Source organism: Legionella quinlivanii, from assembly GCF_900461555.1.
GTDB lineage: Bacteria > Pseudomonadota > Gammaproteobacteria > Legionellales > Legionellaceae > Legionella_C > Legionella_C quinlivanii.
Genome location: NZ_UGOX01000001.1, coordinates 656696 through 679114, shown reverse-complemented (window position 1 = coordinate 679114; position 22419 = coordinate 656696). Strand labels below are relative to the sequence as shown.

The window sequence follows — 22419 nt, the reverse complement described above, 5'->3', positions numbered from 1 at the left end:
GAGCAGGCATGTTTATGGCATGGCACTTCTGTTGCCATCCTCTTCAAACTTGACATTATCGCTGACCCGACTTAGCATGCGAGCATAACAAGCGCAGGGGCAGATTATGACGGTTAATCGTTTGAGGGCATTAGTCAGCGAAGACTTTGAAGCCGTTAATTCATTAATTATTGATAAAATCCAGTCACAGGTCGGATTAATTGAAGACTTGTCGCACTATATTGTCCAGAGCGGCGGCAAACGCTTACGTCCTCTTCTATTGTTATTAGCGAGCCGCGCCTGTGGATATGAAGGCCGGGATCATATCCCGCTGGCGGCTATGATTGAATATTTTCACACGGCAACCTTATTACATGATGATGTGGTTGATGAATCCACCCTGAGACGCGGAAGAGAAACTGCCAATGAAATCTGGGGCAGTAAAGCCAGTATTCTCGTAGGGGATTATCTCTTCACCCAGTCCGTCCAATTGATGGTAAACGTGCACAACTGGTCAGTGCTTCACCTTTTGGCTGACACCTCTCATCAAATAAGCTGCGGTGAAGTCAAGCAGCTGGTCAACAAGCATAATTCCTCACTCACCGTAAAAGACTATTATGATGTGATCCGCGCAAAAACAGCCCTGTTATTCGCCGCAGCCGCATCGATTGGCGCTATCCTCAGCAATGCCGGTGAACCTTTGGAAAAGGCGCTTTATGCTTATGGACTTCATTTAGGAAACGCCTTTCAGCTCATCGATGACGCCCTGGATTACTGTGCAGACAGTAAAACCATCGGCAAAAATATTGGCGATGATCTTGCAGATGGAAAGGCAACCATGCCATTATTACATGCACTGGAGCATTCAAATCCGGAACAACAGCAAATTATCAGAGAAAGCCTGCAAACAGGCAATCGCGATAAGCTGGAAGCTATATTAGAGATAATCGAAGAAACCGAGTCCATTGCCTACACAAAGCAATGTGCAGCAGAAGAGGTCAACCATGCGCTTTCTGCACTGGATATTTTGCCAGCATCCCAGTACAAAACAGCCCTGGTGGAATTAGCCGAATTTGCAATCAATCGAAATCATTAAAATAAACGGAGTGTAGCTCAGACTGGTAGAGCACTGCCTTCGGGAGGCAGGGGTCGCAGGTTCAATTCCTGTCACTCCGACCAATAAAATCAATGGGTTACCTTATTTCCCGCCCAAGCATAAACTTTTACAGGGTGCATATAGGGTGCAATTTAATTGATAAGTATAAATTGCAGTTGCATAACCATGCTAGCGTATGCAATACAAATTGTAGCTTACCGGTTGCTGTACAAAATGAAATCAATTAGAATTGTATAATTTCCCTTCTTCAGAGTTTTCATGTTTAGCCACAAATGGATTAAGAAACAGTCTCTTTCATCAACCCCACAAATTGATATAGATGTATTTGCTGGTCAATTAGTAAAATCAATTGCCTTTGCTGAATCTCTGTCCACGAAAGAAACATTATTAATCTTAGGCAGCAGCGGTTCAGGAAAAACGAAGTTTATTCAACATCTGCCAGTAATAACAACCTCCTTCCCCAATACAAATACTCAATCAGATATTGACGAGGCCTTAGAAGAGAAATTTACTGTTGATAGTTATTTGCCTAGGTTGACTAAATTTATGGAAGAAAGCCGATGGGCTTGCGAGATCAGCGGAGTGGAAGAAAAAAATAATACGCCAGAGCGATTTTTATTCTTACTCAATACAATTTTAGCAACTAAGATGCCTCAAGGAATCTCAGGTATTGTGATTACAGTTGACGTCAATGCCTTATGTGTTGATAGAGCAGCACCGTTTGATACGTTACTGGGGCAACTAACTAAATTTTTAGATGCTTCTAAAATAAAAGGCAACCCATCTATTCTTTTTGTTTTCACTGGAGTAGATAATGGAAATGAGGAATTACTTTTAGAGGAGATTAACAATTATATAGTTAGTCGGCAAAGTACCCTAAGGAAATTAGAGACTTCTCCCCTATGTCCTTCAAATGAATATCAAAAAAGCATTCTTAGACTGAGGGATATAATTTTGATGGCTCAATCGATTCATCAAGATAACTTATTTTTAATTCCTAATAGCAACTTCTCTTTACAGGCGAATTTGAAACAAAAAATAAATTCACTTCAAGGAGTAGATAAAAGTTTATTTAAATACAAATTAAAACCATTAATGGCAAATCAAATACCAGACAGTTCTTCTAAAACCCTTATCATTGCACTGCATCAATTATTGAATTGTATCAGTACAAGCTGTAGCCCTGATGAATTAAGTAGATCACTTGAGCGACACAAAAAAGTCTTTACTAATTACCGAGAAAATGAGAGAGAATTTCAGCAGGTCAAAAAGGACAAGACCATCATAATTGAGGAATTACAGCCATTATTCCAACAATTACTCGAGGCACTCTCAACTCAGGATCTTAAAAGTTCTGTCACACAGATTGAACAAAAAGCTGCGGAATTACGCTTTAATTATTTTGGTCGCTCATGAAAATGTATCACTCATTATTAGGGATGAGTGATACTCATTAATGAGGTTTATGACTTTTTATGTAGATCTAACCAAGAATCCAAATCTTCTTTTAAATAGCGAATTGAACGACCTATTTTAATATATTTCGGACCGGGCGTGCGGTTAGCTAATGTTCCATAAGCCCTATCTTGAGAAAGAAAAGATCGACTCATGCAGATATAACTTGCTGCTTCCGCCTCTTTAAAAACCCTTTTTTCCATGTTGTATCCTTATATAAGAAGACTTAACCAGATGTAAGTCTATACTATACGCACTTGCGTATAATTTCAATATAGATACACTATTTGGGTATAATTATTTTTTCATACTATGCCGTACTTCAAATATTTTCCTTTCAGCAGAAAACTTACCCTCAAATCGTGCAAGTCCATCCCCCCGCATCTTAGGTGCGAAATCAGTAAAATACTGATCTAATGCTGCCCTGCTCTCTAATTGGTATTGTACTGTCAATTTCTCTTGACCACTTACCGATTCTTCTGGCTTTAGAATCTTGGCCTTAATGAAACCCGGTAACTGAACCATTTCCTCTGCATGTTTCTTTAACCATTCTTGGTATTGTGGATATATATCAGAATCGATAGCCAAATTTACTTCGTAGATAACCATAGCTTTTCCTTTCATGATTAAGAATTAACAAACTTAGAGCTGCACAAATTGTTATTGGGATACCCGGATTAACTTGATCGTTTGATGATATCATCCAGTAAGGCATTAGCCCTGCAAATAATGCCAGGCTGATGTTATAAGAAATAGCGAGAGCCTTACCCCGTTGTTCTTTTGGAAACTGTATGACAAGAAATGCCGGAAGCGCTGAGTTGAGTAATGCCTGTACTATTGCAAACAGCGCTAACGTTACAATGCAGCTGGTAATACTCAGCTGTGGCAATAATGCAAATACTACATATGAAAACAGCAAATAAAGGATAGATGCGACTCTTATTTGTTTTCGGATACCAATCCTATCAGCCAACATTCCTCCAAATGGCAAAAGCAATAAATAGATGACTAGCGATAAGAGAGTGATCAGAATTGATTCTTTATGAGAATGCACATTTAATAGTGACGTTAAAAATGTCGGCAAGAAAACAAAGGTAATATAAAAGGCTGAGGCAGATAAACTTGAGATTACAAACGCTTCAATTAATTCCCGTTTATGTGTTTTCACCAGATTCCAATAATTTACAGACAATGAGCGCGACTGCCTCACCGCGCCTTTCATGCTATTTCGGATAAACAAAACAGCTAAGCAACCAAACGCCCCAAATAGAAAGGGAATTCTCCATGCGAATTGAATGATCCTTTCAGGAGGTACCATATATAAAAGGATAAAGGCTGCCAAATTGGCAAACACAATCCCAATACAACCCCCGACAAAGGCCAAGCTTCCAAACAAGGCCGGCTTGATTTTCCCATGCTCAACAGCAAAAATCATCGCTGATGAAAATTCGCCTGATATCGATAAGCCCTGCATTACCCGGCAAACAATTAAAAGGGAACCATAACTGGCGCATAGCCAGCGAGTAGGTAATAGACCAATTGATAAGGTAGCAATAGTCATTAATAATGTCGTGTACAACATTATCTTCTTTTGCCCAAATTGATCTATCAAATAGCCACAGCTAATTGCACCAATGGGTTTTATCAAATAGCTAACTATATAAGCCAGAACAGTAAAATTTATACTCACTGTAATGCCCCCCAAATAAACCGGTCCACCTAGTTTTAAATTAACGACTAGGAATAGGACTAGTAATATGACTATAACAACAATAGAATGTAGCGAAATAATTCACTCCAGTCGTAAGCGAAAACGTTGGACAGCTTACGAAAAACAACAAATAGTTCATGAAACCTACCAAACAGGCGTAACAGTATCCTTTATTGCACGCAAACACGGTATTCCCCCCAGTCAACTATTTTACTGGCGAAAAATAATGGAGAATGGTGCATTGACCAGCGTTAAAACAGAAGAAGAAGTCATCCCTGAAAGTGAAGCCAAGGCGTTGAAAAAACGTATTAAGCAACTTGAGCAAGTTCTGGGACAAAAGACATTGGAAAATGAGATTCTGCGTGAAGCAGTTAAGCTGGGTCGAGAAAAAAAACTGATCTCGCGACAACCCTTGTACGGGATAAGCGATTTCGAATAAGAGCAGTTGCCAGGGCACTGCAGGTTTCTCGCTCCCACTTAACGCAGAGGTTGAAAAATATGGAACACTCCAGAAAACAAACGGTTAAAATACGTGATCAGGAACTACTGCCTTACATTCGTGAAATAACGGATAAACGGAGTAGCTATGGCTATCGTAGGGTTACAACGCTTCTTAATCATGAGTTAAAAAAGACAGGTCTTGCCTGCGTCAATCATAAACGTGTCTATCGTATTATGAAGCAAAATCAATTATTACTGCCGGCGTATGGCAAAAAACAAACACGAGTACATGATGGGAAAGTCATTACATTGCATAGCAACACTCGTTGGTGTTCAGACTGTTTTACCATACAGTGCGCTAACGGTGATAGAGTTCATGTCGCTTTTGCAATGGATACTTGTGACAGAGAAGTATTAGGCTATATTGCCTCGACAGTGGGCATTGATGGAGAAGCAATCAGGGACTTATTGCTAGAAAGTGTAGAGTATCGGTTTGGTGCAGCAGAATACATGCCCAAACAGATACAGTGGTTAACTGACAATGGCCCTTGTTATGTGGCAAGGGACACTGTTTCTTTTGCAAGAAACCTGGGCTTTGATGTGAGGACAACACCAGCATATAGCCCTGAAAGCAATGGTATGGCAGAAGCGTTTGTTAAAACGTTTAAACGAGATTATGTCGCTTTTTTTGATCTTGATGATGCGCAGACTGTTATGAAAAAGCTTCCTGAATGGTTTGACGATTACAACGAAGTTGCGCCTCATAAGGGCTTAAAAATGATGGCTCCCAGGGAATATATCAGGAGCTTATTAGCGGTGAGTTAGGTGGTTCGGTTTTATAGGGGCAACTCCACTCACTCCACCCGGGTATTCTTGAGAAAAGACTTCAACTAAAATCGGAATCAGAAAGGGAAATACGGTAAAATCATAAATCTCTATAATTGTCCCTAAAAATGCCGAGATAAGAGGAGCTTTTTTCATTTACATCCCAGTAAAGTTTGAGTACATTATTATAACACTGGATGTATTTAATTAGCAGTATGGACTTACAGTTGTATTCAAAATCAAAAAACCCTCATAGCAGCTTCCCCGAAAAATTTGAACTCCAATTCTATCAGGCCTTTCATACCTTGAAGAAGTTAGGCTGCGATTATTTATATTTTCTGGGTATTGAGAATCAGATATCTTACCGATTTTGCACACATGAACATTGGATGGATATCTATAATACAGAAAAACTTATTTTGAATGATCCACTTAGACGAGTCACAGAAACAAGTAATTTTATACTTATCCCTTGGGAACAAATAACCCATTTAAATGGTAAAGAGAAAAATACCATGTGTGCAAGGGTCTCCTATGGATTTTATAATGGGTTAACTATTTCTAGGCAGTTTCTAAATCGAAAATTCATTTTTGCTTTTGCTACCGAATTAAGGGAACACGACCTTGCTAGGTTTCTTATGTTAGAGAATATGGATGTATTAGAATGTCTAGTTAATACTTTTATTAAATTATTTGATCAGTATTTGCATTTTATTGACAAGCCATATTATAAACCATATCTATGTTAATTCCATTTGCTTCTCATTTTTTTAGTACTTTCGGATTATCAAAATGTCCCACTAAACTTTCTAACATTTACTAACTGATTTATCTAAATTCTGCGCAACCCCTGTTTACTGGGCAAGAATACCAAAAGCAATTTATGGTTCCTCAATTCCTTTCTTACACGAACTTTTTGGTCAGCAATTTCAGGAGGAGCTTCAGCAATCATTTCAAAGACACCCTCATATTATTCTTGCTCCAGCTGATAAGTGTTGTACTAGAAGATCTATGAAATAAATTATTTTTAAATGCAGCTAAAACAGTACTGGGTTAAGAAATGCTATTGAATTATCTTTATGGAGACAGCGATAATCAATTAGAATGATACTATTTGTTTAGCAGCAAATCTTAAGTGGTAAATAAATCCTTGGAGCTATAAAAAAAGACTTTTTTTCCATTTTTCTCCAGTTGGTATTTTACATCTTCAAAATCATCGCGGGAGTTAAAATAACCTATGTATATTTTATCTAGTTCACTAATTTTTAATTGGTCAATCAAGTGCTTATCCGAATGCATGTTTAATGAAGATCCGAATACAAACAGGTTACCTTTTAATTTACCTAGAGCTTTAAAGCTGTTCTGTAAATAAGGGCTAGAGTTTATGACTAATAATTTTTCATCGGATGAACCTTCTAGTACAATTAGAGGGTAGATATTTTCCTCAATTTTCTCATTGATTTTTGAAAGTAACGAAATATACTCATCCTCATGAACTTCCGCTGTCTCTTTATAGGTAAACGTCTGAGAATATAAATGAAATCCCCCGTGTAGATAAAAAGTGTTTTGCACCTCCTCATTAATCCATATTGGATTAACAAGCCAAGGGGTTCCTGGTAAACCTAAATAACCAAAACCATCCTTTCTCTCTTTTGAATAGTATTGTAGAATAATCCAATAAAGCAATAGATCGTAATTTGTTGTAAAAATCTTATCAAATTTAGAAATAAATTTAATATGCTTCTCATTTACACTTGGTAAATATCGTGGGTGTACAAATAAAAAACTCTCAATAAAAGATTGTCTAATATTATCAATATCAGACTGTAACTTTTTCTGAATAGGGAGAGAATCGTAAACTTCATTGATTTTTTTTGCAATAATAAGATATTTGAGTGTTTTTTCAAAGTCTGACGTGTTTAAATCCTGAAATAATCTACATAATGTTGATGACAATTTTTTTGCATCTGGAAGTTTTGAAATAGCTACATCCAATAAGCTCTTATAATTGAAGCGTGGTTCAATACTTATGCTAAAACCATTGCCAAGAAGAAGATGATTAGAGGACTCTTGGATAGTATCAAGAATCCTTTCTATGTTAATCGTATTCGGCATTTATATTCCTTTTCATACCGCATATATAGATTTTAGTACATTAGATTCATTTTTCTCTTCAAGTTAGTTTTTGCTAGAAATGTGTATGCAGCTAGTTGAGGCGATATTTATTTACTGTATATTTTTTTGCTCAAAAATAATTGTTCGCCTTTTATCTCAAACAGTTCTTTATATACTGCTTCACTTATTAATATTTCGTATGCATAATTTAAAGATCCTAAAATTACGGATTTATTAAAATCGCCCATTCCAGATTTTATAACTACACCTCCTAATTCAATTTTCCGACGTGTTTCTGCTCGCCTTTGTTTTATCTTATCAATCATCAAAGACTTTTCTTCTCGGCAGATAATTTGTTTCTGTTTGGCAATTTGCTTAGTGATGTCCATGAATCACCTCATGGGCTAACTTGGCAAAAAGAGAATCTAGCTGATTGAGTTCGATTTGATGCAGGCCGTGCTTGTAGGCCAAATGACCGATTTTGAGCTGGTGCTTCTCTTGTAATAGATCCAGCTTTTCTTTTGCTTTTTGAATTTTATCCATAAGTACAGCTTCCATTTGCGATATTGTCTTCTTTGACATAATTACTCCGCAAATTTGAACGAGATCAAAATTATCATATACCCACAGATCTCCGAGTTCAATAGCTTTATCACATGAGCGTCAGCGAATTCCACCTGTCCCGAAGAAAAGAATTTTTCTAAGGGCGCAATATACAAACTGTCGTTTGTTTGCTAAATTCACGCATATGGCGATTTCCTATGCGAATATTTCGGTGCATAGCAGGAGCAAAGGGCACAGTGCTGTGGCAGCTGCCGCGTATCGTGCTGGAATTAAGCTATATGATGAACGACTGGGCTTAACTTATGATTTCAGCCACAGGCATGATGTACAGTATTCTGAACTTCTCTTACCAGAAGGAACTGAGCAGAGTTTTACAGAACGAGAATTCATCTGGAACGAAGTTGAAAGAGCAGAAACAAGGAAAAACGCTCAAGTCTGCAAAGATATAATGCTCGCCCTCCCCAAAGAATTGGATTTAGTTCAGCAAATCGAATTAGCCAAGCGTTTTGCTCAAGTCCATTTTGTCGATAAGGGAATTCCGGCGGATATTTCTATTCACGACCACGGAGATGGCAATCCGCATGCGCACATCCTAATCACCACCCGACGATTAGAGAAAAATCAATTTGCAAAACACAAAGCTCGTGATTTAAACCCGCAGTTCGCAAAAGGGTTTATTACTGAAAAAGAACAATGGCATCAGCAATGGCGAGAGTTTCAAGACTCTTATTTTGCTGAAAAGGGTATTGATTTAACGGTTGACCTAAATCACATCATTCCAGAACGACATCACGGCGGTTTCAGGGATAAAGCGAGTCATTATCTCCTTGAAGAAAATGAGCTCATTAAGCAAGCACGCGAAGAAATTGTTTTAAACGATATCGAGAACTTCATCAATATTCTGTCGATTGAACACAGCGTATTCACTCGAAAAGATATCGAAACCCTGTTATTCAAAACTATCACCCAAGAAAATTACAACGAGTTTTTTCAAGTGACGGTGGAGCGTGTACTCTCCGATAAAAACGTCATTTGCCTGGGCGAAAATGAGCAAGGCCAGAAAGCCTTCACCACTCGGCATCAGTATTTGCAAGAAAGCAAACTTTTAAACGCTGTGGAGCGTCTTCAGGAAAGAACTGGCCATGTCTATCAAACCGATACCGGCCAGTTTTTACAAGCCACAACCCTCAGCGAAGAACAACAACAAGCCTTTGAATTTATCGTAAACGGTGGGGATATTAGCTGTATTATTGGCCGGCCGGGTGTTGGTAAAAGTTACATGTTAACCCCCGTTAAAGATTTCTACCAGCAGCAAGGTTGCCGCGTACTAGGGGCAACCCTTTCCGGAAAAGTTGCCAAACAATTACAGATTGAATCTGGCATCGAATCATCCACCATTGCCTCATTAACGGCGCAACTGATGTCAGGCAAACTGAGCTTGAATGCCAATGATATTTTAATCATTGATGAAGCGGGCATGGTGGATTTTGCCAATATGTCTTATCTCATTGAGCGGGTGAAAGAAGCCAAGGCAAAACTGATTTTAGTCGGTGACCCTGACCAGCTTAAACCGATAAAAAAAGGTGCCATTTTCAAAGGGATTGCTTCTCAAGTCGGCTGTTTTACGATGGTCGATATCAAACGACAACGGCATGCTGGTGACCGCCAAGCCAGTATTGAATTGGCAAAGGGCAATATTGAAACAGGGCTTACTCATTACCTCGAACAAAATGCGATAGTGATTGCTGATAACGAACGCTCAAACAATGCAAGTGAGCTGCTGATTAACGCTTGGCAAGCTAACATTAACCAGCATGAGGATTTACGAAATAGCATCATCATTGCGCATGCCAATGTGACCGTGGATAGTCTGAATTTAAACGCTCGCGAACTTCTAATGCAAAAAGGGATTCTGGCTACTGAGCAAGTCAACATCATCAAGGAAATAAAAAGCAAGAACCGGCGATACCAACCCGGCCAATACATCATGGTCACTCACAGCGATAATGAATTAGGTCTTATCGGTGGCGAACAAGGCCGGATATCCGCAGTAGATGACGAGCAGAACATTACACTCAATATGAATGACGGCCGGGAAATTATAGTATCTTCGCACTTAAGGCGTTATGTCGAACAAACGGGTCTGCAAGATTTTTACCTGGCAAAAGGTGAACGCATATTCTTCAAGAAAGGCGATAAAGATATCGGTGTAAAGAACGGCGATTTAGCCACGATTACTCAAGTCAATGAGGAAGGCTTCACCGCAGTTTTAGATTCAGGGGCTACTGTTAACGTGCCTAAGCGTTACATGCAGATTGATTATGCCTATGCCATGACCGTTCATAAATCACAAGGTATGTCCGTTGAAAACACCTATGTTTGTATTGATACCCAATGGTGGGATAGAGCATTAAGCTTTGTTGCCTTTACCCGCCACAAAGAAAAACTAAAAATATTTGCAAACAGTAAAAATTATCCTAGTTTCAAAGTAATGGTTGAACAGCTATCGCGTAAAACTCTACAGGATAACGTTATTGATTACCCGATGAATCTTGGCATTCGGCACGGGTTTAAGTTTGATAATCTGGTTGAGCGCGCGGTTAAGCGTATATCTTCCGCTTCCCAGATAATTAGGGATAAAGCGAATTATCTCTATAACTATGCGCAAGTCGTTAAATCGCAAAAGCTTTCTGGTCATATTGAAAATCGAAATGCCATCAGAGAAGTGGCTAGGAATATAGCTCAGTATATTGACCTTAGAAATCGAATTGCTAACCAATATCAGCAGTTACAAACCAAATCTGAAAAGCTTGGCATCGAAATGTCATCTCTTAAAAAATACGATGATTTTTATAAGCTGGCCTGTGCACGAGATAAAAAGGCTTCAGATATTAAACAACAGCTTATGCCAGGGCAGTTGGCGACAACGAACTTTAAACAGATTGATGATAGCCAGATTCAAAAAGAAGCCTGTCGTCACGAAACCTTAAAAACTATCCGAGCTATCATCCGTTCACCATCAAATCTAATTAGTGACCATGAACTCTGCAAGCGCGCTCAAACGGTTACATTAACCAATGACAGGCTTTTCATCTCTCAGGAGCTTAAGAAAGCCCACATGAGCGAATATACCTTCAAGGAGCGCTTACATACTTTGCAACAAAACCAAAGACAGACTGTATATAAGGAACTAAAAAAAGAATATCCCTTATTACAACAATATGATGAACTTGTTGCAATCCGTAGAAAACTGACAGGTTTTCAGGGGAAAGAATCAGACAAAATTATTCAAAATATAGCTGGTCAAATTGTTTCTAATGAACCCTTAGTGCATAAATTAAAACGGGACTTGCCTAACTTACTGATAAACATCAGAAATCGTATGCAGTTAGATAAAACCCATAGTTTCCTGCTTTAAACTTAAGTAGAAATCCATGCGACCTATAAATAGTCAATAAGGCTAAATGTAGATCCTTTAGCTTTCTTTTGATACAATAATAGTCACTTAAATAATCTAGAGTTAATTTTATGCCTAATGATAGTAGTTCAAAAGAAACCCAAGAGGTACAATCACAAACAAATAATGTGAAAGACTTTTTGTTACATAATGCGGTGATTAAGAAAGATTATCGAGCAATTGAATTAATTGCTAACAATAATCGAACTGACTTTAATACCAAAAATAGCAATGGTCAAACTGCATTTGAGCTTGCCTATTCCAAATACGATCAAAAGGCACTTCGTATATTTTTAGAGTGTTACGATAAAACCCTTAATGTAGAGCTAGTGTTTGATATTTTAAGTTTAGAATCGTTTAAAAGCATCCATCAAGCGGCCTATCTCTATTTAATAGGAAATGTACCTGTTGAAAAGTTAGAGTCATTCATCGATAAAATTGATTTCAATTATTATGACAGTCAATTCAAAAGTGCCTCTGAGATTGCTACGACAATAGCAATTCTTAATGACAGGCAAGATACTTTGGAATGGTTAGCAACTAAAAAATTAATACATCCTAATGCCAAATTGATAGCGGCATCTCTTGGACGAAGCGACATATTGAAAACTATGATTCGACCCACAGATGAGGGGGGGTTAGGATTGGCAGATCCCCATCCAAACGGTTTTCGCCCACTAGACGCTTTGGAAGCGGTTTCACTCGTTGTTGCATCCGGAAATGTGGCGGCGTTACACGAGCTAATTAATCCTAAGGAAGAGGGCGGACTTAATCTTCCAATGCATATTGGTATTTTTAAAGCGGAGGACCACCTGTTTACAGCGGCTCAGCATGGGCGAATTGATATGCTTAGAGAGTTAGTGCGCCCTCATTCTGAAGGCGGTAAGTTTGGACTCTCAATTAATACCAAAGATCATAATGGTGGTGACTTAGTATTAAGTGCGGTCATGGGCGATCAAGTGGAGATGTTGCGTGAGCTAATAAAGCCTGTCGCACAGGGTGGTTTTGGTCTTTCACTCAATACAAGAGATATTATCGGCTTTACCCCTGTATCCTTAGCGGTTAGGCTTGGAAAGATCCGCATATTAAATGAGCTTATTAAGCCCATTTCTCAGGGTGGTTTTGGACTGTCATTTAACGTTAAAAATGCATTGCGCAATAATTCAGACGATTTAGAAGTGCTTAAGTTCATATTTCGCTATCAACTGCGCCAATTAGGAAGCGGAAAATTAGGAAATGCTTTAAGTTGGCTTGAGGACAATAGAAAACTAATTAATCAGCACAAAGAATTGAAAGAGATGTGTCTGGCATTTATGAAATCTGTATTGCGCCATGTATACGCAAGAGAAACTGTGAATTATGCTGAAGTTAATTTAATCAAGGAAGTGATTAGTAAATTTACTGGCGATCCCGATGAAGCTGATTTTGTCATTGCTAAACTCCTTGCGGAGCAAGGTGATTTTATTCGTTCATTTTTACAATATGAAGGTATTGTGAGACGCAATAACTCACCCCGCCAGCATGAAGCAGAATTTGAAATGGCCGATTTAATTTACCGAGGCGAAATAATATTATTTGACGATCATAGTATTAATTTTGCAGCCTCTGGATCTAGGCAGCCAGCTACACTTCAACAGGCCATAGAACTGGAGCAATTAAGGGAAAAAGAAAGCAAAAATCTGCAAGTAATGCACCAAAGAGCAAGGCATGTGGATGAGTTGTTATCAGGAAATCAATTACCACAAGCTGCCTTCTTACGCGCTCGATGTGAAGAAATTTTTAAGGGAAATCTATCGCCAGTGCTTTCAGAAAATACTGGTATAAAACGTAATCAGGATGTATTACAACCTAATGAAAAAGAGCATCAAGTTGGTTTCTTTAAAAAGCAACGAAAAGAGTCGGAAGAGTCTCCCAACACAAGCAAGACATTGGAGATGTAACAATCATCTTTATCGTATGTCGGGCCATTTTGTCCCGGCATATGATCCTATAAACATTTCCATATAATATAGGTTTCTACTGCTTTATGGGAGAATCAGATTCATGATTCTAAATTAAAAATGTTAACTATCATCCAATTAAATTATCACCATTGTATTTTTCTTTTTTGTAAGTAAAAAATCTGGTTTACAATTAACCAGACCTCTGGGGTTGTTGAAATTGACGTTTCTCGGGCCTCTGTGATGCTAATGCATTAGGAATACTTTAATTACTGTAATGTTTTTTGCCATAGTAGGTATCAATCATTAGGTTGAACTGAGAAGACCTACACTTTTAATCACCCCGGCTTAAAGAATCAATTTGACGAAATTATTGGTAAATTGGTATAGTTTTAATCTTTGTAAATTATAGATAACTTTATGTCTAAACTTGAACCGCCTAAATTTCTTGAACCATTTAAACTTATTGTAAGAACTACCAATATTTATTATGAGATTAGTTTATTTGCGGAGCATCTTGAAGAAGCTAAAGAGTATTTGAGTTTGGTATTAAAAGACTGTTTAAACGCTGAAATTGAGTCTGATCCTAATTATGAAAATGATGACGGCACAACGTTTAGTTTTGAAGATGAGCTTAATTTAATCGAGGCGGGTAACTTTGTATGTCAAAAAAAAGAGATTTCCGCACAGGATTTGGTTGGCATGAACTCAGAGAATACTATTAATATTTACATGGTTGCTATTAGCACTCGTGCCATACTATGTGATGAAGATATTGAGAAAAATGATTTAGGAAGTCGTTCCCAAGTTAGTTTTACAATGTGACTGGCCTTCTATGGATGGAAAACCTTTATCCATCCCACGCCTTGGATAATTAATGCATGTAAACTAGTAGAATAAGCCAAGGTAAACGCAAAATTAAATTTTACATAAAACCATCTATGTAAAAGCATTTTTTACATTTTAGTCTGAGTTCAAAAGCATTGTCTTAGTAATCTATTAAATAATTTACCTCAGTTAGTTCATTTTATTTATATGCAACAAAGTGCTGGCAATTTAAAGTAAATCTGTGTGACTCGATGATTGATATGCTTCTCTTTTAAATGGATTCCTTTTGATCATTTGAACAGGGGTCTGCAAACAAGGCTGAGGTAAAGCCTTAAACGACTCTTTATACCAAATGAATTGGCTAGCTTTAACCGAAGGAAACCCAGAGCGCATGATTAATGTATTCTCTGCCGAGATCTTCATAATTGCTTCAGGTCGCATTAACGGCACGGCCTGATAATTTTTACCATGACTATTGCTAATGCCTTGTACTTGTAAGGAGGTGGATTCATTCGCTACCCGCTGCGTTTTAGTACCCAACATTTTGCTGATGAACTCGGCATCCCCTAGATCTTCAGTCGTAAACGCCACCTTCGTTTTGATATTGGTAAAGGCCTTGGCTTCATCCTGTGAGTATTTTTCATAGGTTTGGGCAATGTACTGGAACATGAGGATGCAGCGCACTCGGTATTCGCGGAGTAACTTTAATGAACGCCGTAAACGCTCAATACGGCCTAAAGATGAAAACTCATCAATAAGGCATAATAAAGGATAAGGCTCTTTTTTGGGATTGGGTATTTCACGGATCATGGCTGAAATTAATTGTTGCCAGAACAAGGTGAGTAAGGGGGCTAGGCGTTCCATGTCATCATCACTGAAACCGACATAAATAGTCATTTTCTTGCGTCGTAAGTCTTTAAAATCAAAATCGTTAGCACTTGTGGCTGCATCAATGAATGGATCGTCAAAGAGCTCTAAATAACCCGAGAAGGATTCTAAAATCGAGCTGCGGGTTTTCTCATGATTATTGATATAGGAATAACCGTTGCGGTAGAACTCTGGGTCTAGGTGGTTTGTATTATCGAGCAAGTCTTGCAACCACACATCGAATTGCTGCTGTTTTATTAATCGATTCATTTCGCCCAAAGTCGTAGGCCGTTCGGGCGTATCTAATAAATATAGGGTCAGGCATTTGAAGAGCTTCCGGCTGGCTTGTGTCCAGATGACATCCCCTTTTGGATTATCGGGGATAAGAATATGTGCGTTTCGCTGAATATCAGTCATGCGCTGATTTTCATCGGTACTGATGCTGGCTAATGGGTTAAAGCGATGGGTTCTGCCTTGTGGATGCGTTGGTGCAAAACAATAGCATTCATGGCCTAAGACATTTTTTCGATAACCGGACGTTGTTTCAAACAGGGTCAACTTCACGTCATTGCATACCACTGAATAGGGGTAATTAAATAGATTGGGAATGGCAATACTGCGCGTTTTACCACTCCCGGACGGGGCAAAGACCAAGACATGCTCAAAACCATTGGAATATAAAGGAACGCCGTATTTTTTACCGATGATTAGACTTTCCTCTTTTTTTTTAAAAAAGCCTGCTTTCTGGATTTCATAGCCGTTGGCAAAATGGGCATTGCCTAATACTTTATTGCCAGGGCGAACCAGTTCAAATACGCTGTGAGCTGGAAGGGCGAAGACTAAAAAGAAGCTGACTAGCTCACAGCCGATGAACCGTCTCAATGCATCGGGTTCACTGGAAAGCCATAGCAGGAAATTAAACAGTTCAGCCATGCTGGTAAAGGTTTCTTGTGACCACCATTGATAGAGCGCAACGCCTCCAATAACGCTTACCAGTAAAAGAATAATAAACACCGCCACCATACCGCTTAACCAGCGCGTAAAGCCACCTTTGATAAAACTGGCTGTCAATACGAAGGGAAGCCCTGCAAGCAATAGCATGCCCACACCTAACCCATAATAACCAAAGCGAAGCAGTATGAAGAGCGACCACGGATAAGGGGTATTGGTAAGACTTAAACACCAAAGGGAAAGAACGCTGGCTAGCTCCAGAATCAGTAGGCAGCAAATAGTAAGCGTGATTGCCTTTTTCATGATTTACCCTTCTTAAAACTGACGCACAGCGCGAACATGCCCTAAAGTGCTGGACTTGTCACTGGCAAGAACTTCACCCGTGCTAAAGTTCTGCAGCCATGCCTTGGAAACACCGCATTCGGTTGAGCTCCAATAATAGTCAGGTGCAAAACTCGCTAATCCCTGCGGTTGTAAATTGGCTTTTAAAAGGCTTAGTTCATAGATTGAGGGTAGATACCAACCGCCATAACAAAGGCTTTGCGGATTAGCGGGCGTTACACAAGGCGTTTCCCCATCCTCTGACACGCTGTATTGATTCGCCAGAAGGGCTGCAAATTGACCGGTTTGGTTATCAATGGTTTGTTCGGCAATGATTAAACGGGTATTGGATTCGCCTGCACCAATGCCATCCGCACGTGCATTGGTAATCTTGTTGCCGCTTTCCCCATTGCGCCATTGAATGCCTTCACTATTGACGTCATTCTTGCTAGCAATTAAACCATGCTGGCCGGTGTTATCGACCCAGAAGACTATCCCGCCTTGATACAGCTCCCCTATTTGATGCGTAATGATATTGGCACTAATGACTTCCCCTTCAATGCGAATGCCACTACCGGCCTGATAATGGCCTGCTGGACCTCGTTCCCCTTTTTGCCCCGGAATGCCCTGTGGACCTTGAGGGCCTGCGGGAATGGAGGCAATTCGATTCGCCAAAACGATTATTTGATTGGAAACCAAGACCATTTGGTCTTGCAGCTTGCCAATGTGTTCCCACATGTCAACATCACCTGCTTGAGCACTGTTAAAACACAGACAAGACAAGGCAGTAATAGCGAATTTTTTCATGAATCACCTCATTAATAGTTCCGGGGTTGCTCCTTTGAAATAAATCCATGAAATACCGCGTCCATTGGGTGTTTTTTGCAGTTGAATGATGACATCCACTACTTGATTGATTTCGCGCAAGATATCGTCATCGCGCATCGAGGGCACATTGTTGAGTTTATAGAGCTGCACCATGCGCATCAGTGCGATTTGCGGGTTATTGGCATGAATACTGGTCATTGACCCTTCATGTCCGGTGGAGCAAGCAGCAATAAAATCCAATATCTCTCGCCCTCTGATTTCGCCCATCATCAAACGGTCAGGGCGAAGCCTTAAGGAGCATTGCACCAAGTCTTGCATGCAAAGAGCTGATTCACTTTTGGTTTTAGGGGCTAGCAAATTCACTTGATTGGAATGAGGCAATCGCAGTTCGTAAGTATCCTCTAAAGTGATAATGCGCTCATGCTCAGGGATTCGTTGACAGCAGGCATTTAAGAAGGTGGTTTTACCGGATGACGTACCGCCCGAAATCACAATATTTTTTTTAGCCAAGACGGCCGACTCGATAAATTCAGGCCAACATTGTTTGCGGTAAAGGGCTAGTAATTGTGTATCGGTATCACTTTCCAGCGAATTTTTCCCGTCTATTAAAAAGGGGTTGGCATTCCGATAAAAATCCCGCTCGTAATCGTTTAAATTGCGACTAGCCACGGTTTGACGGCGAATTGACAAGGTATAATGCTTCGCGGCTGGTGGAATTACTAATTGCACCCGTGAGCCATCCATTAGATTACCGGATAACAAGGGATTTACTTCATTTAAAAGCTGTTTATTCTCATTGGCTATCAAGCCAAAGAGCCGCTTTAGATGAAGGCTATCCAATGCCGGCACGGTATGCACCTGCATTTTACCCTGTTGCTCGACAAATACTTCTCGCGGTCGATTGATTAGGATTTCAGAGACGCTGACATCATTAAGCCAAGGCGATAAGGGGGCTAACAAGCCGTCTGAACCCGGCGCGTAGAACGATTTCTCAGTCATTAACCTCTGCCTCCACTGACACCAAAGAAATCCAAGTCATGCGCAACAAAGACATTGATTAAGGTACCTTGATTGACTTGTAAAGTCGGTCGAATGGCCATGCCTGCATTGACGGCCTGCCCTGCGGTTTGCTGAAAGCTTGATGCAATCGCATTGCGGTATTGCGACTGGGAATTATATTGGTCTTGTCCGTTAACGCCACTGGTGGCCGTATAAGCACCCAAGATGGACAACAAGGCACTGGTGCCAAATCGCTCAAAGAAATGGCGATTGATATAATCGGCGCCTTGTCCTGAACGGCCTATTGCATCCGTGCTGGGGCTGTTTAAGCTCACGATAACCCCATTGGTGAGCTGGATACGATTCCAAACCACTAAGATGCGGCTTTGCCCATCCACTACCTGCGAATCAAATTGACCGACCAAGACCGAGCCTTTAGGAATCAAACAATGCTGACCTTCCAATGAAAAAATATCGCGCAGGGTAATGGCGCGCACCATGCCCGGCAATTCCGAGTTAATGGCCGTTTCCAAGGTAGCTGCCAGCATTTCGCCTGCGGGTACGGTGGCTGCAGGATGCGGTAACTTCTGGGCGGTTACGGAAGTAATTTCATTTTGCTGATTTAAAAACTGGGTATTTGGATTATTGCCTGCAAAAGTATTGGTTGTTCCTGATTGTCCGGCCTCCAAAGCGCTACCAGCCGCTTGCCGGTTCACCAGAAAGGTAGTCGGCGCATTCATGCGTGCTAACATTTCCTTGCTTAAGTGTTCTTTATGGCGAAGCTTGGGCGGTCTGATGGGTTTTGCATGCGCTAACTGATTGTCGCCCTGGTGAAGGGGCTTGGCAGCGTCTGCCTTCATCTTCTCAATCAGCTCAAGATTCTGTGACAAGGTGTAATCGTTTTGCGAATGGCTGGCTGGTTCTTCTGCCTTGACCGTTTTCGCATGCTTTGGCATAAACGCATAGCCTAACAGGGTAATTGAAACACCCATTACCACCGCCAGTTTAGGATTTATTCCGAAATAGGACTTCTTAGGCGGTGTCACTTGGGATAAGTCGCTTAATGGTGCATCATTATTGTGTTCTGTAGGTTGCATGCTTACCTCCTGCCTTGTCGAAGTCGTTCGATTTCATTGCTGTTAAAAATGGATGCCACTAAACCACCGCTTCGCAAGGTAAACTGCGGGCTTAAGCGCTGAATGATTAAGAGATGCCCTTGACGGCGCGTATTGACAATTGACTCTTTACCTTGCTTGTTATCGACAGCAAACACTGCTGGCACTGGTTGAGTGGGGGTGAATTCAAAATAGGTAAATTGCCCATCGTCATAGACATGCTGCGGGGTTAACTCCGCACTGCCACTGAAGCGATAGTTCCAGTTCAATGTTTTAGGGTCTTTGTGCTGTTGGCGAAGGGCTTGGTTACGCAGTACGGCCGCTTTTCGCGCTGCCTCAAGCTTGGCTTTTTCTTCTTCAGGGTAAGTAAACTGAAGCGCATAGATGGGTTTGACGGCCGTTTCTTTGATGGACTTGTTGCTGGTCACCTGAAAATAATAATTATGCTTATTAGTCACCACGGTCATATTGGTATTGCTATCAAACAACGTGGGTTTGACAAACACCATATAAGGCAAGTGTTCATGATAGGTCACCATCCAGCCGGCAGTGTCGCCTCCTTCCACGGCGAGAATGGTTTCTTTGGGGTTAAACAGAATTTGCGTGGTGGTAAAGGTGCGCGCCTTGAGCTTAACGACATTATGCTCTTGAAAAGGCACGAGCGTTACCCGTGCATCCTGCTTGGTTGATTGGGGCAGTTGTTGCCCAAAGGCAATCGTATTGGCAAGCAATGCCACCATCGTTATTAATTTCTTCATCATCACCTCACACATTCCGAAGTTGTTTGCTATAACGGGTCACCTGAAAGCCATCCCAGTTTTTCCAGCGGATATCCGGCGCATTCGAGGGCTGGTTATACACCCATGAAATTAAAGCGTTGTATTGGGTTTCCCTTTGCTGGCCGGTGGCTTTATCGGTGTCGATTAGGGTAAAGACCACCTCGGCCACGTTGTAATGGTTTCGTGGAAAATCCTTGTCGTTGAACAGCACATTGTCGAGGAAGTTAATGCTGTACACGTGCACGCTTCGCGTGAACTTGGTGCCGAGCTGCAACACGGGGGATTGCGCATTGCTTTTGGATTGCTCGCGAAGGTATTCATCATTGACCGAATCGCTGGATAAAAGCCCTACCAAGTCGTATTGGGCGCGATACGCGCTGACTTCATAACTTTCGCGGTGCGTGATGTAACGCACAATGTCGCTTTCAACCTGCGTTTGATTGATGGGGGCATTGGTTTGAGTGACGGGTTCAATCGTGGTTAGGCCATTGTCATAATGGTGTACCAGCATCGGCACGAGTGTTTGCATCGGCGCCAATACGGCAACCGCAAGCACCGCACAAAGGTTCAATCCCATCGAAGTGAAAAAGGCCATTTGATAACGGTTTCTTGAAACTTCCACTCGGGCGAACTGGTCATCCGCCCAGTGCTTGGCTTGTTTAAAATACTCATTTAACGGCTGTTTGCTTGTTGTCATGATTAACCTCGAAAGGATTGAAGGTTTAAGGGGGAGCGTGACGCTTGATAGACTTGCACCGGGGATTTGGCACTGGCCGGCACCATTTGCTTTAAAGCCTCCTGTGATTTGCTGCTGGCATCTTGCGCTTTACGGCTTGCCCCGATTGCGCCACCGACAAACCCGCCGAGCATGGCAGCGCCGTTGCTGGTCGAGCAGGAAGCGCCAATGCTTTTGGCAATGGCGGTGACTTCGAGCAAGGCCATGACACAAAAGGCAGCGACTAATACGATTGGGATCCAATCCGATAGGCCGATATCAAGGGCATGGTTGGCATAATGCGCATAGACTGCCCAATGAATCAGGCGCATGCAAAAGCTGGCTACAGACGACACAAAGACTAGTATTAGCGAGAAACCTACCAGTACGCCTATCCAGCGCTCAAAAAAGGATTTGGTCACATCAAACAAGGTGAAGAGGATAAAAATGGGCGCGGTACTTAAACACACTGCGAGCATCAATTTTGCGATAATGAGTTCAAATAAGGCCAAACCTATGACCGCAAGGCCTGAGAGATAAATCATTAAGGCGACAAAAATCGGGCTCCAGTGTTTAAAGCTGGCCTTGTCCCACGTCCAAGCCCCTACGCGAACCACCTCATTTAAAACCGATTGCAAACCGCTGTTCACCCCGTCCACGGATAGGCCTGAGAGATTAGCTTTCATCAATACACCGCCCAGCTCACTCGCCCCATTGACGAATAACCCGACAAAGTATTCAGAGAAAAAGCCCCAGTTCATGGCGAAAAGGTAAATACCGCCGATTCGTAAGGCTAATTTCATTAAATCCTTAGACGGCATGCGGATAAAGCCCATCATGATGCCAAACCCCATTAAGACCAAGGCAAATACACAAGCACTTGCCAAAGGCTTTTCCAAGTGGTTAGCCAGTGCCTGATAACCATTCATCACAAAGGTTTTGCTGATGGCATCGATTTGGCCGGTCAATTGGCTAATGAGGTTGGCATAAGTTGGGCTTTCCATTGGCTAGTCCTCAATGCTGTTAAACACGCGTTGCTGGTAGGCAAGTGCAATGGGGTTATAGAAGGACTTGTCGGTAATCTGTTTAACCTCAACAGAAGCAAAGGCGGGATGCGTTCGGAGTTCATCAACCATGAGCTTAAACAATAAGTCGCAATCGATATGGGCATCATTCAACCCCATGCAGCTCGGATAATAGCCCCCGCCAGTGCCAGTGGTTAAGTGCATGGCCTTTTCGGCGGTGCGCGAGGCTTGCATTAACGCATTGACCTGTTCGGCTTGTGGTCGTGACTGCAAGGGATTTTTATTGCAGGCGCTTAATGCTACGGTGCAAGCAAGGGTTAAGGTGAGTGCTAATCGGTTCATGATTTTATTCTTCCTTTTATTGTTTTTATTCATTTACAGGTTGTT

General features: G+C 41.1%; 21 protein-coding genes and 1 tRNA gene. 8 read left to right on the top strand and 14 right to left on the bottom strand.

The genetic code is table 11. From position 1 onward, the window contains the following. Positions 1-106 precede the first annotated feature (106 nt). From DYH61_RS02995 to DYH61_RS02985, 3 genes are all read left to right on the top strand, one after another. Entirely contained in the window at positions 107-1075 is a 969-nt protein-coding gene (locus DYH61_RS02995) for a polyprenyl synthetase family protein (protein ID WP_058506360.1), read from the top strand. A 6-nt stretch (positions 1076-1081) separates the two neighbouring features. After that, positions 1082-1158, top strand: a tRNA-Pro gene (locus DYH61_RS02990). 196 nt (positions 1159-1354) lie between these two features. Then, positions 1355-2512: a hypothetical protein gene (locus DYH61_RS02985; protein ID WP_058506359.1), complete on the top strand. Its 1158-nt coding sequence runs from the start codon at positions 1355-1357 to the stop codon at positions 2510-2512. A gap of 47 nt (positions 2513-2559) precedes the next feature. Here DYH61_RS02985 and DYH61_RS02980 read toward each other — a convergent pair whose 3' ends face one another. The 3 genes from DYH61_RS02980 to DYH61_RS02970 form a co-directional block, all read right to left on the bottom strand. After that, positions 2560-2754 (bottom strand): hypothetical protein, encoded by a 195-nt coding sequence (locus tag DYH61_RS02980; protein WP_058506358.1) that lies wholly within the window; start codon positions 2752-2754, stop codon positions 2560-2562. Positions 2755-2848: 94 nt separating this feature from the next. Beyond that, positions 2849-3160: a DUF4286 family protein gene (locus DYH61_RS02975; protein WP_058506357.1), complete on the bottom strand. Its 312-nt coding sequence runs from the start codon at positions 3158-3160 to the stop codon at positions 2849-2851. After that, positions 3123-4241: an MFS transporter gene (locus DYH61_RS02970; RefSeq protein WP_160037284.1), complete on the bottom strand. Its 1119-nt coding sequence runs from the start codon at positions 4239-4241 to the stop codon at positions 3123-3125. Before DYH61_RS02970 ends, DYH61_RS02975 begins: the two co-directional genes overlap by 38 nt. A gap of 67 nt (positions 4242-4308) precedes the next feature. On the opposite strand from DYH61_RS02970, the gene DYH61_RS02965 reads away from it, so the two are divergent. Both DYH61_RS02965 and DYH61_RS15970 read left to right on the top strand, forming a co-directional pair. Continuing rightward, a protein-coding gene (locus DYH61_RS02965; protein ID WP_420812639.1) for an IS3 family transposase occupies positions 4309-5528 on the top strand; the annotation gives its coding sequence in 2 pieces (ribosomal slippage) (positions 4309-4648 and positions 4648-5528; 1221 coding nt in all). 197 nt (positions 5529-5725) lie between these two features. Beyond that, entirely contained in the window at positions 5726-6277 is a 552-nt protein-coding gene (locus DYH61_RS15970) for an autoinducer binding domain-containing protein (protein ID WP_083499252.1), read from the top strand. A 382-nt stretch (positions 6278-6659) separates the two neighbouring features. Here DYH61_RS15970 and DYH61_RS02955 read toward each other — a convergent pair whose 3' ends face one another. The 3 genes from DYH61_RS02955 to DYH61_RS02945 all read right to left on the bottom strand — a co-directional run bounded on the left by DYH61_RS02955 (position 6660) and on the right by DYH61_RS02945 (position 8225). Then, positions 6660-7643 carry a DUF4917 family protein gene (locus tag DYH61_RS02955; protein WP_058508235.1) on the bottom strand — a complete coding sequence of 328 codons (984 nt, stop codon included), beginning with the start codon at positions 7641-7643 and terminating at the stop codon, positions 6660-6662. Between the two features lie 107 nt (positions 7644-7750). Then, a complete protein-coding gene (locus DYH61_RS02950) occupies positions 7751-8032 on the bottom strand; it encodes a conjugal transfer protein TraD (RefSeq protein ID WP_058508236.1) in 282 nt (93 codons plus the stop codon). Continuing rightward, positions 8019-8225, bottom strand: coding sequence for a hypothetical protein (locus DYH61_RS02945; protein ID WP_058508237.1), 207 nt, complete (start codon positions 8223-8225; stop codon positions 8019-8021). Before DYH61_RS02945 ends, DYH61_RS02950 begins: the two co-directional genes overlap by 14 nt. Before the next feature lie 145 nt (positions 8226-8370). Here DYH61_RS02945 and traA point away from each other — a divergent pair, with 145 nt between their 5' ends. The 3 genes from traA (at position 8371) to DYH61_RS02930 (ending at position 14429) form a co-directional block, all read left to right on the top strand. Continuing rightward, positions 8371-11625: a Ti-type conjugative transfer relaxase TraA gene (traA, locus tag DYH61_RS02940; RefSeq protein WP_058508238.1), complete on the top strand. Its 3255-nt coding sequence runs from the start codon at positions 8371-8373 to the stop codon at positions 11623-11625. A gap of 110 nt (positions 11626-11735) precedes the next feature. After that, a complete protein-coding gene (locus DYH61_RS02935; RefSeq protein ID WP_058508239.1) occupies positions 11736-13604 on the top strand; it encodes an ankyrin repeat domain-containing protein in 1869 nt (622 codons plus the stop codon). Positions 13605-14024: 420 nt separating this feature from the next. Next, positions 14025-14429: a hypothetical protein gene (locus DYH61_RS02930; protein WP_058508240.1), complete on the top strand. Its 405-nt coding sequence runs from the start codon at positions 14025-14027 to the stop codon at positions 14427-14429. 231 nt (positions 14430-14660) lie between these two features. On the opposite strand, the gene DYH61_RS02925 is transcribed toward DYH61_RS02930, so the two are convergent. From DYH61_RS02925 to DYH61_RS02890, 8 genes are read right to left on the bottom strand one after another with little or no spacing between them, the layout of a single operon-like run. Continuing rightward, positions 14661-16553: a type IV secretory system conjugative DNA transfer family protein gene (locus DYH61_RS02925; protein WP_058508241.1), complete on the bottom strand. Its 1893-nt coding sequence runs from the start codon at positions 16551-16553 to the stop codon at positions 14661-14663. Positions 16554-16565: 12 nt separating this feature from the next. Beyond that, positions 16566-17378, bottom strand: a complete 813-nt coding sequence (locus tag DYH61_RS02920; RefSeq protein ID WP_058508242.1) for a DUF1566 domain-containing protein — start codon at positions 17376-17378, stop codon at positions 16566-16568. 3 nt (positions 17379-17381) lie between these two features. Continuing rightward, entirely contained in the window at positions 17382-18398 is a 1017-nt protein-coding gene (gene virB11, locus DYH61_RS02915) for a P-type DNA transfer ATPase VirB11 (RefSeq protein WP_058508243.1), read from the bottom strand. Next, a complete protein-coding gene (locus tag DYH61_RS02910) occupies positions 18398-19495 on the bottom strand; it encodes a TraB/TrbI/VirB10 family type IV secretion system protein (protein WP_058508244.1) in 1098 nt (365 codons plus the stop codon). Before DYH61_RS02910 ends, virB11 begins: the two co-directional genes overlap by 1 nt. Before the next feature lie 2 nt (positions 19496-19497). Further along, complete coding sequence (virB9, locus tag DYH61_RS02905; protein WP_058508390.1) at positions 19498-20274, bottom strand: P-type conjugative transfer protein VirB9; 777 nt, start codon at positions 20272-20274, stop codon at positions 19498-19500. A gap of 4 nt (positions 20275-20278) precedes the next feature. Continuing rightward, entirely contained in the window at positions 20279-20989 is a 711-nt protein-coding gene (locus tag DYH61_RS02900) for a VirB8 family type IV secretion system protein (protein WP_058508245.1), read from the bottom strand. Positions 20990-20991: 2 nt separating this feature from the next. Beyond that, on the bottom strand, positions 20992-22011 hold the full coding sequence (locus DYH61_RS02895; RefSeq protein ID WP_058508246.1) for a TrbL/VirB6 family protein: 1020 nt from the start codon (positions 22009-22011) through the stop codon (positions 20992-20994). Between the two features lie 3 nt (positions 22012-22014). Further along, positions 22015-22374, bottom strand: coding sequence for a hypothetical protein (locus DYH61_RS02890; RefSeq protein WP_058508247.1), 360 nt, complete (start codon positions 22372-22374; stop codon positions 22015-22017). Between the last annotated feature and the right edge of the window lie 45 nt (positions 22375-22419).